This window comes from Streptomyces sp. STAM6, assembly GCF_054963715.1.
On sequence record NZ_JBUEFZ010000001.1, the window covers coordinates 219,247 to 235,629 of the forward strand.

A 16,383-nucleotide genomic window follows, 5' to 3' on the forward strand; every position below is an offset into this window, starting at 1 on the left:
CGGATCACCCCGACCGAAAGGACAACCACCGATGTAACTCTGCGTAACACTGACGCAATGGAGAGCCGACCCCGCCCCACCGGGGGTACCGGCGCCCCGGGCGCGCCCGCGACCCCCGCCAGGTCCGTCCCGGCTCACACCCCTGTCAGCACCAAGATCCGCTCAAGCCCCTGAGTAGAACTGGGCGTTCTCACTATGTGGGCAATCTGCGCCGACCGGAAAGCCCGGATGTGTCCACACCGCAAGCACCGACTCTCCCCTCCGGCATAACAAGACAGTCACATCCTGTCGTTCCCTGGTCCCGTACTCCACCACCTGCGCCTAGAGTCACCGCCAGTCACCGCGCCGCCGGGCGCGACTGCTGCACGGACCCGTACCAAACCAGTGCGTACCAACCCAGTGCGGCCCGGCGACCACACGGCACCTCAACTCCGAGGAGGCCGCGCCAGGGAAAGGATTCAACGTGCGACAGCGTTCCTTGCTCATACTCACCACCGTGATCACCACGGGGGCACTCACCCTCACCGCCTGTGGGTCCCGCGACGACAGCAAGGGCGGTAAGGACAGCAGCAGCGGCAAGACGACCGTGGTCATCGGCGTCGACGCCCCGCTCACCGGATCGCTTTCCGCGCTCGGCCAGGGCATCAAGAACTCCGTGGACCTGGCGGTCAAGACCGCCAACAAGAACAACGAGGTCCCCGGCATCGAGTTCAAGATCGAGTCTCTCGACGACCAGGCCGTCCCGGCCTCCGGACAGGCCAACGCCACCAAGCTCGTCGGCAACAAGGACGTCATCGGCGTCGTCGGCCCGCTGAACTCCGGCGTCGCCCAGTCGATGCAGGGCGTCTTCGAGAAGGCCGGCGTCACCCAGGTCTCCCCCGCCAACACCAACCCGGCCCTCAGCCAGGGTGACAACTGGGGCAAGGGCGAGTTCAAGCGCCCCTTCAAGACCTACTTCCGCACCGCCGCCACCGACGTCGTCCAGGGCAAGTTCGCCGCCCAGTACCTCTTCAACGACGCCAAGAAGCGCAAGGTCTACGTCGTCGACGACAAGCAGACCTACGGCGCCGGCCTCGCCGCGATCTTCTCCAAGGAGTTCGAGCGCCTCGGCGGCAAGGTCGTCGGCACCGACCACGTGACGGTCAAGGAGACCGACTTCTCCAGCACCGCCGACAAGGTCAAGAGCTCCGGCGCCGACTCGGTCTACTTCGGCGGCCAGTACCCCGAGGGCGGCCTGCTCTCGGACCAGATCAAGAAGACGGGCGCCAAGATCCCCACCATGGGTGGCGACGGCGTCTACGACCCCGCCTTCATCAGCGCCTCCGGCGTCGCGAACGACGGCGACCTCGCGACCTCCATCGGTTACCCGGTCGAGAAGCTCCCGACGGCCAAGAAGTTCATCGAGGACTACAAGGCCGCCGGTTACAAGGACCCGTACGCGGCGTACGGCGGCTACTCCTACGACGCCGGCTGGGCCATCATCCAGGCGGTCAAGGCCGTCGTCGCCGCCAACGACGGCAAGCTCCCGGCCGACGCCCGCGAGAAGGTCGTCGAGGCCATGTCCAAGGTCTCCTTCGACGGCGTGACCGGCAAGGTCGCCTTCGACGAGTACGGCGACACCACGAACAAGCAGCTCACCGTCTACAAGGTGGAAGGCCCCGCCTGGAAGGACGTCAAGAGCGCCACGTTCGAGGACTGATCCGCCGCACCGCCCTGCTTCACCTGATCCAAGCCGCGCGAGGGCGCAAACAGCGCCCTCGCGCGGTGTCATATCCGACAAGCTCATCGGAGGCCCTGCGGTGAACGAACTGCCGCAACAGCTGGCCAACGGCCTTGCCCTCGGCGCCCTTTATGGCCTGATAGCCATCGGGTACACGATGGTGTACGGCATCGTCCAGCTCATCAACTTCGCCCATGGCGAGATCTTCATGATCGGGGGCTTCGGCGCCCTCACCGCATACCTTGTACTGCCCAGCGGGACATCCCTTCTGGTGGCCATCCCGATCATGATCGTCGGCGGCGCCCTCGCCTCCGTCGCCGTGGCCACCGCCGCCGAACGCTTCGCCTACCGCCCCCTGCGCAGCGCACCCCGGCTGGCCCCGCTGATCACGGCGATCGGCCTCTCGATCGTCCTCCAGCAGCTCGTCTGGGGCTTCTACCCCGACGCGAAGAAGCCGCGCAGCTTCCCGGAGATCCAGGGCGAGTCGTTCAAGCTCCTCGACAACCTGTACCTCCAGCGCGCCGACCTCTTCGTCCTCGTCCTCGCCCCGCTGTGCATGCTCGCCCTCGGCCTCTTCGTCTCCAAGAGCCGCAGCGGCCGCGCCATGCAGGCCACGGCCCAGGACCCGGACACCGCGAAGCTGATGGGCATCAACACCGACCGCATCATCGTGATGGCCTTCGCCATCGGTGCCGCGTTCGCCGCGGTCGCCGCGGTCGCCTACGGACTCGACAAGGGCCAGATCAACTTCGAGATGGGCTTCATCCTCGGACTCAAGGCCTTCACCGCCGCCGTCCTCGGTGGCATCGGCAACATCTACGGCGCGATGGTCGGCGGAGTCGTCCTCGGCCTCGCCGAGTCCCTCTCGATCGCCTACATCGAAGAGATCCCCGGCATGCAGCAGCTCGGCGGCGGTGCCTGGGCCAACGTCTGGGCATTCGTACTTCTCATCGTCGTGCTCCTCGTCAGGCCGCAGGGCCTGCTCGGCGAGCGCGTCGCGGATCGGGCGTGAGAGCCATGACAACCGACACCCTCAACGTCACCGACGCCACCCCGGCCGACGACACCTCCCGTGTCGCCATGCTGCGCTGGACCATCGCCGGCGGCGGCCTGGCCACCATCGCCAGCACCTTCCTCGCCTGGACGTACACCGACGCCTTCCCCGGCGACCTCACGTTCTACGGCTACCCCGGCGGCCTCCAGGTCCTCACCCTGGTCGCCGGCCTCCTCACCGTCGTGTACGCGCTCGCCGCACTCGACATCCGGGGCCTGCGCTGGCTCGCGCCCACCGGCACCACCAAGGCCCTGCAGCTGCTGGCCCTCGGCGCCTTCGGCACCACCTGGTTCACCGTGATCGCCATCGCGGTCGAACTCGGCGGACTCGCGCACCTCGACCCCGGCGCCTACGTGGCAGCGGTCGCCTCCGCCGTCCCCGCCGTCGCGTTCCTCCTCCCCGACGACACGCGCAAGGCCCAGCGGCCCAAGGCACTGCCCTCCTGGGCCGAGATCCTCGTGATTGTCGCCGCCTTCGGTCTCGGCCTGTACGTCGTCACCTACGGCATCGACACCGAGTACGCCGAACTCTTCACCGGCTACCTCATCACCGCCGGCTTCGCGGTCGCCGCCATCTTCAAGGCCGGCCTCATGGCACGGCTCTCGGCGCTCACCGCGAAGTACCGGTCCATCACGGTGGCGGCCGCCTTCGTCGCCGCCGCGGCCTTCCCCTTCACCCAGACCACCGACCAGTTCACGCTGATCGCGGTCAACATCCTCATCTTCGCCACCGTCGCCCTCGGCCTGAACATCGTCGTCGGCCTCGCCGGCCTGCTCGACCTCGGCTACGTCGCCTTCCTCGGCGTCGGCGCGTACACCGCGGCCCTGGTCTCCGGCACCACCGCTTCGGCCTTCGACATCCAGTTCCCGTTCTGGGCCGCCGTCCTCACCGGCGCCGTCGTGTCCCTCGTCTTCGGTGTCGTCATCGGCGCCCCGACCCTGCGACTGCGCGGCGACTACCTCGCCATCGTCACCCTCGGCTTCGGTGAGATCTTCCGTATCGCGGTCGGCAACCTGGACGGCGTCTCCGGCCCCCAGGTCACCAACGGCCCCAACGGCATCCCCAACATCCCCGACCTCGTCTTCTTCGGATACGACTTCGGCGAGTCCCACACCATCCTGGGCTTCGAGCTCGGCTCGTACGCCAACTACTACCTGCTGATGCTGCTCGCGATGATCCTCGTGGTCCTCGTCTTCAGCCGCGCCGGCAGCTCCCGCATCGGCCGGGCCTGGGTCGCCATCCGCGAGGACGAGACCGCCGCCACCGCCATGGGCATCAACGGCTTCCGGGTCAAGCTCATCGCCTTCGCCCTGGGCGCCACCCTCGCCGGCGTCGCCGGCACGGTGCAGGCGCACGTCCAGAGCACCGTGGTCCCGGAGATGTACGTCTTCGCCGGCCCCGTTCCGCCCAACTCGGCGTTCCTGCTGGCCGCCGTCATCCTCGGCGGCATGGGCACCATCAGCGGACCGCTCATCGGCGCCGCGCTGCTCTACATGATCCCGGCGAAGCTGCAGTTCCTCCAGGACTACCAGCTCCTCGGCTTCGGCATCGCGCTCATCATCCTGATGCGCTTCCGCCCCGAAGGACTCATCGCCAACCGCCGCGCCCAGCTCGAATTCCACGAGACCGGCCAACTCGACGCACCCGACGACAAGCTGCCCGACTCCGCCGTCGGCACCACGAAGGCGGGGGCGTGAACGACATGACGACCACCACCACGACCAAGACCGCCGAGGCCGCCCCGGTCCTCGAAGCCAGCGGCGTCACCATGCGCTTCGGCGGCCTCACCGCCGTGCGCTCGGTCGACCTCACCGTCCGCGAGGGCGAGATCGTCGGTCTCATCGGCCCCAACGGCGCCGGCAAGACCACCTTCTTCAACTGCCTCACGGGCCTCTACGTCCCCACCGAGGGCAAGGTCTCCTACAAGGGCACCGTCCTGCCGCCCAAGCCCCACCTCGTCACCCAGGCAGGCATCGCCCGTACCTTCCAGAACATCCGGCTCTTCGCCAACATGACGGTCCTGGAGAACGTCCTCGTCGGACGCCACACCCGGACCAAGGAAGGGCTCTGGTCCGCACTGCTGCGCGGCCCCGGCTTCAAGAAGGCCGAAGCCGCCTCGCACGCCCGGGCCATGGAGCTGCTGGAGTTCATCGGCCTGGAGCACAAGGCCGACCACCTCGCCCGCAACCTCCCCTACGGCGAGCAGCGCAAGCTGGAGATCGCCCGCGCCCTCGCGAGCGACCCCGGCCTGATCCTGCTCGACGAGCCCACGGCCGGCATGAACCCGCAGGAGACGCGGGCCGCGGAGGAACTCATCTTCGCGATCCGCGACAAGGGCATCGCCGTGCTCGTCATCGAGCACGACATGCGCTTCATCTTCAACCTCTGCGACCGGGTGGCCTGTCTCGTCCAGGGTCAGAAGCTCATCGAGGGCACGCCGTCCGTCGTCCAGGGCGACGAGCGCGTCGTCGCCGCGTACCTCGGCACCCCGTTCGAGGGCGAACCGGGCGCGGAGGAGGCCGCGGAGGTCGCCGCGGCGGAGGCGGCCGCGGGCACGGAGGCCGAAGAGGCCCCGGAGGCCACCGACGCCGATGAGGCCGCGGACGCCCCCGAGGCCGAGGAGGCCCCTGAGGCCGACACCCCGGACGAGGCCGAGGCCACCGACGGCGAAGCCGCCGACGGCGACGGCGAAGCGGCCCGCCCGGAGGCGGCGGACAGCGACGCCGCCCCCGCGGAGCCCGACACCTCCGCGGACAGCACCACCACCGAAGGAGACACCAAGTGACCGCACTCCTCGAAGTCGAGGACCTGAGGGTCGCCTACGGCAAGATCGAAGCCGTCAAGGGCATCTCCTTCTCGGTCCAGGCCGGCCAGGTCGTCACCCTCATCGGCACCAACGGCGCCGGCAAGACCACCACGCTGCGCACCCTCTCCGGGCTCCTCAAGCCCTCCGGCGGCAAGATCCACTTTGACGGGCAGGTGCTCAACGGCATCCCCGCCCACAAGATCGTCGCCCTGGGCATGGCCCACTCCCCCGAAGGCAGGCACATCTTCCCCCGCCTGACCATCGCCGAGAACCTCCAGCTCGGCGCCTTCCTGCGCAGCGACAAGGCCGGCATCGAGAAGGACATCCAGCGCGCCTACGACCTCTTCCCCATCCTCGGGGAACGCCGGAAGCAGGCCGCGGGCACCCTGTCCGGCGGTGAGCAGCAAATGCTCGCCATGGGCCGGGCGCTGATGTCCCAGCCCAAGCTGCTCATGCTCGACGAGCCCTCCATGGGTCTCTCGCCGATCATGATGCAGAAGATCATGGAAACGATCAGCGCGCTCAAGGCCCAGGGCACCACCATCCTGCTCGTCGAGCAGAACGCCCAGGCCGCGCTCTCCCTCGCGGACCAGGCGTACGTGATGGAGACCGGCACGATCAAGCTGTCGGGCACCGGTCAGGACCTGCTCCACGACGAGTCCGTCCGTAAGACGTACCTCGGCGAGGACTGAGCCGGAAGGCCACGAGAACGGCCCGCCCCGCGCAATGACGCGCGAGGCGGGCCTTTCGTCGTGGGTGCCCGGCGGACTACTGGCCGCCCTTCGCCGCCTTCTTCTCCTCGGCGTCCTCGATGACCGCCTCCGCGACCTGCTGCATCGACATGCGGCGGTCCATCGACGTCTTCTGGATCCACCGGAACGCCGCCGGCTCCGTCAGCCCGTACTGCGTCTGCAGGATCGACTTCGCCCGGTCCACCAGCTTGCGCGTCTCCAGCCGCTGGGCGAGGTCGGCGACCTCCTTCTCCAGCGCCTTCAGCTCCGCGAACCGCGACACCGCCATCTCGATGGCCGGGACCACGTCGCTCTTGCTGAACGGCTTGACCAGATACGCCATGGCACCGGCGTCCCGGGCCCGCTCGACCAGGTCGCGCTGCGAGAACGCGGTGAGCATCAGCACGGGTGCGATGGACTCGCCGGCGATCTTCTCGGCCGCGGAGATGCCGTCGAGGACGGGCATCTTCACATCGAGGATGACCAGGTCGGGCCGGTGCTCCCGGGCGAGCTCCACCGCCCGGGCGCCGTCGCCGGCCTCGCCGACGACCGAGTAGCCCTCTTCCTCGAGCATCTCTTTGAGGTCGAGGCGGATGAGGGCCTCGTCCTCGGCGATGACGACGCGGGTCGTCAGCGGCGGGACGTGCGACTTGTCGTCGTCGGCGGCGGGCTGGGGCGACTCGGGGGCGGTCACAGGGGCTCCTTGTTCCAAGGCAGGTACAGCTCCCCATGAGCCTACCTAGCTACGGTATGGTGGACACGCAGCGGGTCGAGGTAAACCTTCGAATCTGCGAGCCCCGGTAGCCCAATTGGCAGCAGGCAATGGATTCAAAACCCATACAGTGTCGGTTCGAGTCCGACCCGGGGCACTTTTCCTTCGATTCCATGGTCGCGATCCGAATGCCCGGCCTCACTCGAACGCGGTAACCTCACCCGCTTTCCCCCTCACTGGACCAGCGAGCCGCAATTCTCGACCGCATGTACGACATGCGCACACGCCGGCGCGCCCTCGCGCTGGTGGGACAGGGCCGGAGCCTCAATTCCGTCAGCAAGGAAACCGGCATATCGCGGGCCACCCTCCGCGCCTGGCAGACGCGGATCGAGCCGCTCGTGCCCCACGGAGAACCGTGCCCCAGATGCCGGGACACGCCGGACGATCCGGAAGACCCGGGCGCCTACGCCTATCTCCTCGGCCTCTATTTGGGTGACGGCTGCCTCAGCGCCCATCGCAGGGGCGTCTACTACCTGCGCATCGCGTGCAGCAACAGCTGGCCCGGCCTGATCGATGCCTGCGAGGAAGCGATGCGGTCCGTCCGCCCGGACAACAGCGTCCACCGCGTACGGAAGGAGGGGTGCGTCTCCGTCAACGGTGCCAGCAAGCACTGGCCGTGCCTCTTCCCCCAGCACGGCCCCGGGGAGAAACACGAGCGCCGCATCGTGCTCGAGCAATGGCAGCAGGACATCGTCGACGACCACCCCTGGGAGTTCGTCCGGGGGCTCATTCACTCCGACGGGTGCAGGATCACCAACTGGACCACGCGTACGGTCGGGGGCGAGGCGAAGCGGTACGAGTATCCGCGGTACTTCTTCACCAATGTGTCCGGTGACATCCGGCGGCTCTGTACCGACACCTTCGACAAGCTCGGTGTCGACTGGACGCACTGCAGGCGAGGCGGGAATCCGTACAACATCTCTGTCGCCCGACGGGCGTCCGTCGCGTTGCTGGACGCCCATGTCGGGCCGAAGTACTGAGGTGCGTCAGGTGACCCGGTCGCCGATGCGGTGGACGCGGACCAGGTTCGTGGAACCGGGGAGGCCGGGCGGGGAGCCGGCGGTGATCACCACGAGGTCGCCTTGGCGGCAGCGGCCGATCCGGGTGAGCTGCTCGTCGACCTGCGCGACCATGGCGTCGGTGGAATCGACGTGCGGGCCCAGGAAGGTCTCCACCCCCCAGGTCAGCGTGAGCTGGGAGCGGGTCGCCGGGTCCGGGGTGAACGCGAGCAGCGGGATCGGCGAGCGGTAGCGCGACAGGCGCTTGACGGTGTCGCCGGACTGTGTGAAGGCCACCAGGAACTTCGCGCCGAGGAAGTCGCCCATCTCCGCGGCCGCCCGGGCGACCGCGCCGCCCTGGGTCCGGGGCTTGTTCCGTTCGGTCAGCGGCGGCAGCCCCTTGGCCAGGATGTCCTCCTCGGCCGCTTCGACGATGCGCCCCATGGTGCGGACGGTCTCGACCGGGTACCGGCCGACGCTGGTCTCGCCGGAGAGCATCACGGCGTCGGTGCCGTCGATGACGGCGTTGGCGACGTCGGAGGCCTCGGCGCGGGTGGGGCGCGAGTTCTCGATCATCGAGTCCAGCATCTGGGTGGCGACGATGACGGGCTTGGCGTTCCGCTTGGCCAGCTTGACGGCCCGCTTCTGGACGATCGGGACCTGCTCCAGCGGCATTTCGACGCCCAGGTCGCCGCGGGCGACCATGATGCCGTCGAAGGCGGCCACGATGTCGTCGATGTTGTCGACGGCCTGCGGCTTCTCGATCTTCGCGATGACGGGGACGCGGCGGCCCTCCTCGTCCATCACCCGGTGGACGTCCTCGATGTCGCGTCCGCTGCGCACGAAGGAGAGGGCGACGACGTCGGCGCCGATGCGCAGGGCCCAGCGGAGGTCGTCGATGTCCTTCTCGGAGAGCGCGGGGACGGAGACCGCGACCCCGGGGAGGTTCAGGCCCTTGTGGTCGGAGACCATGCCGCCCTCGACGACGGTGGTGAGGACACGGGGGCCGTCGACGGCGGTCACGTCGAGGGCGACCCGTCCGTCGTCGACGAGGACGCGCTCGCCGGGGCTGACGTCACCGGCGAGTCCGTCATAGGTCGTACCGCAGATGTGACGGTCGCCTTCCACGGGCTCGACGGTGATGGTGAACTCGTCACCGCGTTCAAGCAGTACGGGTCCTTCGCGGAAACGGCCGAGGCGGATCTTCGGGCCTTGAAGGTCGGCGAGCACACCCACGCTGCGGCCGGTCTCGTCGGACGCTTTGCGGACTCGCTCGTAGCGCTCCTCGTGCTCGGCGTACGTGCCGTGGCTGAGGTTGAACCGGGCGACGTCCATTCCGGCTTCGACCAGTGCCTTGATCTGGTCGTATGTGTCGGTGGCGGGCCCCAGGGTACAGACGATCTTTGCTCGGCGCATGGTTCGAGCCTAGGGCTTACCGACCGGTAGAGAATCGGCTGCGCATGACTACTCAACAACCTTTGGGTGAAAGGTTATTGACAAGTGTTGAATTCTGCGCAGCACCTCGCTCCGATGAGCGGCCGGCCGGTGGCCCGGGGCCGCACGAGACCCGCGTTCGCGCCTCGCGCGGACACCCCGCGAACAGCGCCTAGAGGGACGGGGGGTGCATCGTGAAGCGGGCGTTCACCTGCGCCACGACGGTCTGGCGCTGGGGTTCCAGATCGAGTGCCGGCGCCATCTCCGTGGCCTCTGCCGCGAAGGCCATTCGGGCGCCGCCGGAGGCCTGGGGCGCGAGGGAGTAGGGGGACGCGTTCTCCGCGCCCAGATCGGCCAGCTCCACCAGGGCGGCGAGCCGGGTGTCCAGCGCCTCGGCGTACTCACGGGCCCGCTGCACGGCCTCCTTCACCGCCTGGCGGCGCGCCTCTCCGTGCGACGGCGAGTCGGGGCGCAGTTCCCACCAGGGACCGTCGACCCGCGTCAGGTCCAGGTCGGCGAGACGGGACGTCAGCTCCCCGAGCGCCGTGAAGTCCGACAGGACGGCCGTCAGGTGGACTCGGCCGTGGTATGCCCGGACGCGCTCGGCCCGGCCGTGCCGGGTCAGCTCCGGGCTGATGGAGAACGCCCCGGTCTCCAGCTTCTCGACCGCATCCCCGTAGGACTTCACCAGATCGAGGACGGAGTTGTTACGGCCCGTCAGGTCCTCCAGCGCGCTGCGCCGATCGGTGCCGCGGGCACTGACCGTGATGCCGATCCGGGCGATCTCGGGATCGACCTCCAGCCGGGCTTCGCCCCGCACGGCGACCCGGGGGGCCTCGGCGGTTCCGTAGGGCAGGTCACTCGTCATGGCGGGCGCTCCTCTTGGTCATCAGATCGCAACCTGTCAGGTCTATTCCAGGATGGTGCCCCTGCGCCAGAATCTACGCGCGTTGTGCACTGAACGAAGGAGATCAAATGCCGCTGAACCGCAGGACGTTCCTGGAGCGCTCGGCCGCCGCCGGCGCCGGAGTGGCCCTCGCCGGAGGAGTCGCCGCACCGGCCGGGGCCACCGGCCACGGGAAGCCCCGTCCCCCGAAGCGGTACTCCTTCACCGTCATGGGCACCACCGACCTGCACGGCAACGTCTTCAACTGGGACTACTTCACGGACAAGGAGTTCGACGACAAGGCCCACAACGACGTCGGCCTGGCCAAGATCTCCACGCTCGTCGAGCAGGTCCGCGCCGACAAGGGCCGGCGCAACACGCTCCTCATCGACGCGGGCGACACCATCCAGGGCACCCAGCTGTCGTACTACTACGCCAAGGTCGACCCGATCACGGCGCGCCGCGGCCCGGTCCACCCGATGGCGCAGGCCATGAACGCCATCGGCTACGACGCCGCGGCGCTCGGCAACCACGAGTTCAACTACGGCATCCCGGTGCTGCGCGCGTTCCAGGAGCAGTGTGACTTCCCGCTCCTCGGGGCCAACGCCCTGGACGCGAAGACGCTCCGCCCGGCGTTCCCGCCGTACAGCATGCACCGGCTGTGCACCCCGCACGGGCGGGACGTGCGCGTCGCCGTCCTCGGGCTGACCAATCCCGGCATCGCGATCTGGGACAAGGCGAACGTCAGCGGCAAGATGGTCTTCCCCGGCCTGGAGGAACAGGCCGCCAAGTGGGTGCCCCGGCTGCGGTCGATGGGCGCGGACGTGGTCATCGTGTCGGCGCACTCCGGTTCCAGCGGCACCTCCTCCTACGGTGACCAGCTGCCGTACATCGAGAACGCCGCCGCGCTGGTGGCCGAGCAGGTACCGGGCATCGACGCGATCCTCGTCGGCCACGCCCACACCGAGATCCCCGAGTACCGGGTGAAGAACAAGGCGACGGGCAAGGACGTCGTCCTGTCCGAGCCGCTCAAGTGGGGTCAGCGCCTGACGCTGTTCGACGTCGACCTGGTCTGGGACAAGGGCCGCTGGACGGTCGAGAAGCTCGGCGCGAAGGTCTTGAACTCCAACACGGTCGACGAGGACCCGGAGATCGTGAAGCTGCTCGGCGACGAGCACGAGAAGGTCGTCGCGTACGTCAACCAGGTCATCGGCACGTCCACCGCCGCCATGACCACGGCCGAGGCGCCGTGGAAGGACGAGCCGATCATCGACCTGATCAACCACGTACAGGCGGAGACGGTGAAGGCGGCCCTGGCGGGCGGCGAGTACGCGGGGCTGCCGGTCCTGTCGCAGGCGTCGTGCTTCTCCCGCACGGCGGCGATCCCGGCCGGTGAGGTCACCATCAGGGACGCGGCCGGGCTCTACCCGTTCGAGAACACCCTGGAGGCCCGGCTGATGACGGGCGCCCAGCTCAAGGACTACCTGGAGTACTCGGCGAGGTACTACGTGCAGACCCCGGCCGGTGTCCCGGTCGACACGGCGAAGCTGACCAATGCGGGCGGCACGCCGGACTACAACTACGACGCCGTGTACGGCCTCACGTACGACATCGACATCGCCCAGCCGGCCGGCTCGCGGATCGTGAACCTGTCCTTCGGCGGGAAGCCGATCGACCCGGCCGGGCGGTTCGTGCTCGCCGTGAACAACTATCGGGCCAGCGGCGGCGGGGCGTTCCCGCACGTCGCCGGCGCCCAGCAGCTGTGGTCGAACTCGGACGAGATCCGCAACACGATCATCCAGTGGGTGCGGGCCGCGGGCACGGTCGACCCGGCCGCCTTCGCGGCCGTCGGCTGGAAGCTGACCCGCGCCGGCGTCCCGGTCTTCTAGGGGCGTTCCCGGCCGGACGGGACTTTCGAAACACGCGCCGGCGGGTCTCAGCTCTGCGCGTGGGTGAGCGGCGCGGATGTCTGGCCGGGAACGCCGGGCGTCGCGCGCCGCTCCAGGCCGAAGCTGGTGAAGGCGGTGCGGCCCGGCAGCGGATAGGGCTCCTTCCCGGTGACCGCGTTGAGGATGGTGGCGCTGCGCCAGGCGGCCAGGCCCAGGTCGGGCGCGCCGACGCCATGGGTGTGGCTCTCGGCGTTCTGCACGTAGACCGCGCCGGTGACCGAGGGGTCGAGGACGAGGCGGTACTGGTCGTCGACCCGCGGCCGGCCCGCCGAGTCGCGGCGCACGTAGGGGTCGAGTCCGGCGAGGAGGCGGCCGAGGGGCCGCTCCCGGTAGCCGGTGGCGAGGACGACGGCGTCGGTGGTGATGCGGTCCCGGGTGCCCTGCTGGACGTGCTCCAGGTGGAGCTCGACCCGGGTGGTGGCGACCCGGCCCGCGGTGCGGACCCGGACACCCGGGGTGAGGACGGCGTCCGGCCAGCCGCCGTGCAGGGTGCGGCGGTACAGCTCGTCGTGGATGGCGGCGATGGTGTCCGCGTCGATGCCCTTGTGGAGCTGCCACTGGCGGGGCACCAGGTCGTTGCGGACCTGCTCGGGAAGGGCGTGGAAGTACCGGGTGTAGTCGGGGGTGAAGTGCTCCAGGCCCAGCTTGGAGTACTCCATGGGCGCGAACGCCTCGGTCCGGGCCAGCCAGTGGAGCCTCTCCCGGCCCACGGGCCGGGCCCGCAGCAGGTCGAGGAAGACCTCGGCGCCCGACTGACCCGAGCCGATGACGGTGACGTGGTCGGCGGCCAGGAGCCGGTCCCGGTGCCGCAGGTAGTCGGACGAGTGGAGGACGGGGACGGCCGGGGCATCGGCGAGCGGCCTGAGCGGCTCGGGAACGTACGGCTCGGTGCCCACCCCCAGGACGACGTTGCGGGCGTGGCTGCGGCCGAGGGCCTCGGCCTCCCCGTCCGCGTCGAGCTGGGTGTGGTCGACCTCGAAGACGTCGCGCTCCGGGTTCCAGCGGACGGCGTCGACCTGGTGCCCGAAGTGGAGGCCGGGCACGTGGTCGGCGACCCAGCGGCAGTAGGCGTCGTACTCGGCGCGCTGGATGTGGAACCGCTCGGCGAAGTAGAACGGGAAGAGCCGGTCCCGGTCGCGCAGATAGCTGAGGAACGACCAGGGGCTCGTGGGGTCTGCCATCGTCACCAGGTCCGCCAGGAACGGGACCTGGAGGGTGGTGCCGTCGATCAGCAGCCCGGGGTGCCAGGTGAAGGCGGGGCGCTGCTCGTAGAAGGCGGTCGCGAGCCCGCCCGGAACGCCCTGCGCGAGGGCCGCCAGGGACAGGTTGAACGGACCGATGCCGACGCCCACCAGGTCGTGGAGCTGGTCGGTCGGGTACGGGGGTGTGCTGCCGGTCATCGGACGGTGCTGCCTTCCACGAGTGCGGTGCGTGGCTGACAGCGTGTACCGGTTCCGTGGGCTTCGGTTCCGGTGCGGGCTGATCACAACCCGAAAGGATTATGGGCGTGGCAGGCCCGGCCGTCCCGGGCCTGCCCGCTGTCATGCCTCCCGTACCCGCAGTGCGCGGCGGAGGTCGTCCAGCCGGTCGACGAGCTGGCGGCGGAGGGCCGGCAGCAGGCCGTCGGTGGCCAGGTGCTCCTCGCCGAGGCGCAGGGTGTCGGGTTCGACCGCGTGCGCCGGGAAGGCGTAACGGCCGATCGCGGTGGCGATGGCCGGGCCCCGGCGTTCGGCCAGGGCGGTCGCGTCCGGGAAGAAGAGTGCCACGTACGGGTGCAGGAGGTCGGCCTGTTCGGGCTGCCAGAACCCCTGGGCGGTGGCGCTGAACAGGTAGTTCGACAGGTCGTCGGAGCCGAACATCCGCTGCCAGGCGGCTTCCTTGGCCTCCTCGGTCGGCAGGGCGGCCCGGCAGCGGGCGGCGCCCTCCTGGCCGGTGGCGCTGGGGTCGCGGTCCAGTTCGGCCGCGATGGCGTCCTCGTCGGTCTCACCGAGGACGGCGAGCCTGGCGAGGATGCGCCAGCGCAGTTCGGGATCGAGCTCGGGGCCGCCGTGGACGGTGCCGTCGGCGAGCCAGGTCGCGATGGCGGCGGGCTGGGTGGCGCTGTCGATGAACGTGCGGACGGCACTGAGCCGCAGGCCCGGGGAGTCGCCGTCCTCGGTGCGCCGGATGATGTCGCGGGCGGTGGAGGTCAGCAGGGCGAGGGTGGCCGGCCGCTCGCCGGGGGTGACGTAGCAGTCGGCGAGCTGGGCGCGGGCGAAGCCGAGGACCGCCTGCACGATCCCGGTGTCGGTCTCCTCCGGGAGGTGGGCGTGGGCGGTCTCCAGGTAGGCCTCGGGCGCCAGCTCGCCGTCGCGGACCAGGTCGCGCAGGCTGTTCCAGAGGACGGCCCGGGTGAGCGGGTCGGGGATGCGGGAGAGGCAGCGCAGGGCGGTCTCCTCGGAGACCCCGTCGAAGCGCATCTTGGCGTAGCTGAGGTCACCGTCGTTGAGGACGACGAGGGCGGGCCGGGGGCCGGGGATCGCGGTGGGGGCGCTCTGCGGCACGTCGACGTCGACGCGCTCGCGCAGGACGAGGCGTCCGGAGTCGGCGACGTCGTGGTCGTACACGCCGACGGCGATGCGGTGCGGCCGGCTGCCGGTCCGGTTGACCGCGAGGGTGCCGGTGGCCTGGTCGTAGGCGGGTGTGAGGGTGTCGACGCCCGTGGTGCGCAGCCATGCCTCGGCCCAGGCGTGGACGTCGCGGTCGGTGACCGAGGCGAGGTTGTCGATGAAGTCGGCGAGGGTCGCGTTGCCGAACCTGTGCCGGGCGAAGTGGGCGTTGATGCCGGCGAGGAACTCCTTCTCGCCCATCCAGGCGACGAGCTGGCGCAGCGCGGAGGCGCCCTTGGCGTAGGAGATGCCGTCGAAGTTGAGGAGCGCGGAGGCGGTGTCGGGCACGGCGTCGGGGTCGGGCGCGACGGCGTGCGTGGAGGGCCGCTGGTCGGCGTCGTACCCCCAGGCCTTGCGGGCGACGCCGAAGTCGACCCAGGTGTCGGGAAAGCGGCTGGTGGCCTCGTTGACGGTCTGGTAGCCCATGTACTCGGCGAAGGACTCGTTCAGCCAGATGTCGTCCCACCACTTGAGGGTGACGAGGTCGCCGAACCACATGTGGGCCATCTCGTGGGCGATGACCATGGCGCGGGTCTGGCGCTCGGTGACGGTCACGGCCGAGCGGTAGACGAACTCGTCGCGGAAGGTGACGAGGCCGGGGTTCTCCATCGCGCCGGAGTTGAACTCGGGGACGAAGGCCTGGTCGTAGGAGTCGAAGGGGTACGGCTCGTCGAACTTCTCGTGGTACCGGTCGAAGCAGGCCTTGGTGATGTCGAGGATCTCCTCGGCGTCCGCGTCGAGGTGGGGGGCGAGGGAGCGGCGGCAGTGGATGCCGAAGGGCAGACCGGCGTGCCGGGTGCGGACGGAGTGCCACGGGCCGGCGGCGACGCAGACGAGGTAGGTGGAGATGAGCGGGGTGGGGGCGGCCTGCCAGCGGCCGTCGTCGCCGCGCGTGGTGATGCCGTTGGCGAGGACCGTCCAGCCGGCGGGGGCGGTCACGGAGACCTCGAAGACCGACTTGAGGTCGGGCTGGTCGAAGGCGGCGAAGACGCGCTGTACGTCCTCCATGAACAGCTGGGTGTAGACGTAGGTCTCGCCGTCGGTGGGATCGGTGAAGCGGTGCATGCCCTCCCCGGTGCGGGAGTATCGCATGGAGGCGTCGATCCGCAGCTCGTGCTCACCCGCCGTGAGGGTCAGGGGCAGCCGGTTGCCGGCGAGGGTCTCGGGGTCCAGGGGCTGCCCGTCGAGGCTGACGGAGCGCAGAGTGGCCGGCTTGAGCTCGACGAAGGTGTCCCCCGCGGCACGCGCGGTGAAGCGGATGAGGGTCGCGGAGTCGAAGGTCTCTTCACCGGTCGTGAGATCGAGGTCGATCGTGTACCGGTGGACGTCGAGGAGCTGGGCTCGGGTCTGCGCTTCGTCGCGCGTCAGTACGGGCATGGGGCCAT

12 protein-coding genes and 1 tRNA gene are annotated in these 16,383 nt (G+C 69.6%); 8 read left to right on the forward strand and 5 right to left on the reverse strand.

Going from position 1 to position 16,383, the window contains the following annotated elements; all coding sequences use genetic code 11:
* The first annotated feature begins 463 nt into the window (after window positions 1–463).
* The 5 genes from ACY34K_RS01040 to ACY34K_RS01060 all read left to right on the forward strand — a co-directional run bounded on the left by ACY34K_RS01040 (window position 464) and on the right by ACY34K_RS01060 (window position 6,272).
* Window positions 464–1,699 (forward strand): branched-chain amino acid ABC transporter substrate-binding protein, encoded by a 1,236-nt coding sequence (locus ACY34K_RS01040; RefSeq protein ID WP_462741985.1) that lies wholly within the window; start codon window positions 464–466, stop codon window positions 1,697–1,699.
* Between the two features lie 100 nt (window positions 1,700–1,799).
* Complete coding sequence (locus ACY34K_RS01045; protein ID WP_462741988.1) at window positions 1,800–2,732, forward strand: branched-chain amino acid ABC transporter permease; 933 nt, start codon at window positions 1,800–1,802, stop codon at window positions 2,730–2,732.
* Between the two features lie 5 nt (window positions 2,733–2,737).
* Window positions 2,738–4,471: a branched-chain amino acid ABC transporter permease gene (locus tag ACY34K_RS01050; protein WP_462741991.1), complete on the forward strand. Its 1,734-nt coding sequence runs from the start codon at window positions 2,738–2,740 to the stop codon at window positions 4,469–4,471.
* A gap of 5 nt (window positions 4,472–4,476) precedes the next feature.
* Window positions 4,477–5,559, forward strand: coding sequence for an ABC transporter ATP-binding protein (locus tag ACY34K_RS01055; RefSeq protein WP_462742736.1), 1,083 nt, complete (start codon window positions 4,477–4,479; stop codon window positions 5,557–5,559).
* Window positions 5,556–6,272, forward strand: a complete 717-nt coding sequence (locus tag ACY34K_RS01060; protein ID WP_462741994.1) for an ABC transporter ATP-binding protein — start codon at window positions 5,556–5,558, stop codon at window positions 6,270–6,272. Before ACY34K_RS01055 ends, ACY34K_RS01060 begins: the two co-directional genes overlap by 4 nt.
* A 76-nt stretch (window positions 6,273–6,348) precedes the next feature.
* Here the strand turns inward: ACY34K_RS01060 and ACY34K_RS01065 are convergent, their stop codons facing one another.
* Window positions 6,349–7,005 carry an ANTAR domain-containing response regulator gene (locus tag ACY34K_RS01065; protein WP_462741997.1) on the reverse strand — a complete coding sequence of 219 codons (657 nt, stop codon included), beginning with the start codon at window positions 7,003–7,005 and terminating at the stop codon, window positions 6,349–6,351.
* Between the two features lie 100 nt (window positions 7,006–7,105).
* Between ACY34K_RS01065 and ACY34K_RS01070 the strand changes: the two genes are divergently transcribed.
* Together ACY34K_RS01070 and ACY34K_RS01075 are read left to right on the forward strand one after the other, a co-directional pair.
* Window positions 7,106–7,180 (forward strand) — tRNA-Leu (locus ACY34K_RS01070).
* 109 nt (window positions 7,181–7,289) lie between these two features.
* Window positions 7,290–8,063, forward strand: coding sequence for a transcriptional regulator (locus tag ACY34K_RS01075; RefSeq protein ID WP_462741999.1), 774 nt, complete (start codon window positions 7,290–7,292; stop codon window positions 8,061–8,063).
* A 6-nt stretch (window positions 8,064–8,069) separates the two neighbouring features.
* On the opposite strand, the gene pyk is transcribed toward ACY34K_RS01075, so the two are convergent.
* Together pyk and ACY34K_RS01085 are read right to left on the reverse strand one after the other, a co-directional pair.
* Window positions 8,070–9,497, reverse strand: coding sequence for a pyruvate kinase (pyk, locus tag ACY34K_RS01080; protein WP_462742002.1), 1,428 nt, complete (start codon window positions 9,495–9,497; stop codon window positions 8,070–8,072).
* 190 nt (window positions 9,498–9,687) lie between these two features.
* Window positions 9,688–10,383, reverse strand: a complete 696-nt coding sequence (locus ACY34K_RS01085; protein ID WP_462742005.1) for an SIMPL domain-containing protein — start codon at window positions 10,381–10,383, stop codon at window positions 9,688–9,690.
* A 107-nt stretch (window positions 10,384–10,490) separates the two neighbouring features.
* On the opposite strand from ACY34K_RS01085, the gene ACY34K_RS01090 reads away from it, so the two are divergent.
* A complete protein-coding gene (locus ACY34K_RS01090) occupies window positions 10,491–12,290 on the forward strand; it encodes a bifunctional metallophosphatase/5'-nucleotidase (RefSeq protein ID WP_462742008.1) in 1,800 nt (599 codons plus the stop codon).
* A gap of 47 nt (window positions 12,291–12,337) precedes the next feature.
* Here the strand turns inward: ACY34K_RS01090 and ACY34K_RS01095 are convergent, their stop codons facing one another.
* Complete coding sequence (locus ACY34K_RS01095) at window positions 12,338–13,750, reverse strand: lysine N(6)-hydroxylase/L-ornithine N(5)-oxygenase family protein (RefSeq protein ID WP_462742011.1); 1,413 nt, start codon at window positions 13,748–13,750, stop codon at window positions 12,338–12,340.
* A gap of 141 nt (window positions 13,751–13,891) precedes the next feature.
* Window positions 13,892–16,375 (reverse strand): aminopeptidase N, encoded by a 2,484-nt coding sequence (pepN, locus tag ACY34K_RS01100; RefSeq protein WP_462742013.1) that lies wholly within the window; start codon window positions 16,373–16,375, stop codon window positions 13,892–13,894.
* Window positions 16,376–16,383 lie beyond the last annotated feature (8 nt).

Bases quoted from the DNA above. Each gene is read 5' to 3' on its own strand.
- ACY34K_RS01050 (WP_462741991.1), top strand. From the start codon at position 2,738: ATGACAACCGACACCCTCAACGTCACCGACGCCACCCCGGCCGACGAC.
- ACY34K_RS01055 (WP_462742736.1), top strand. From the start codon at position 4,477: ATGACGACCACCACCACGACCAAGACCGCCGAGGCCGCCCCGGTCCTC.
- ACY34K_RS01075 (WP_462741999.1), top strand. From the start codon at position 7,290: ATGTACGACATGCGCACACGCCGGCGCGCCCTCGCGCTGGTGGGACAG.
- pyk (WP_462742002.1), bottom strand. From the start codon at position 9,497: ATGCGCCGAGCAAAGATCGTCTGTACCCTGGGGCCCGCCACCGACACA.
- ACY34K_RS01085 (WP_462742005.1), bottom strand. From the start codon at position 10,383: ATGACGAGTGACCTGCCCTACGGAACCGCCGAGGCCCCCCGGGTCGCC.
- ACY34K_RS01090 (WP_462742008.1), top strand. From the start codon at position 10,491: ATGCCGCTGAACCGCAGGACGTTCCTGGAGCGCTCGGCCGCCGCCGGC.
- ACY34K_RS01095 (WP_462742011.1), bottom strand. From the start codon at position 13,750: ATGACCGGCAGCACACCCCCGTACCCGACCGACCAGCTCCACGACCTG.
- pepN (WP_462742013.1), bottom strand. From the start codon at position 16,375: ATGCCCGTACTGACGCGCGACGAAGCGCAGACCCGAGCCCAGCTCCTC.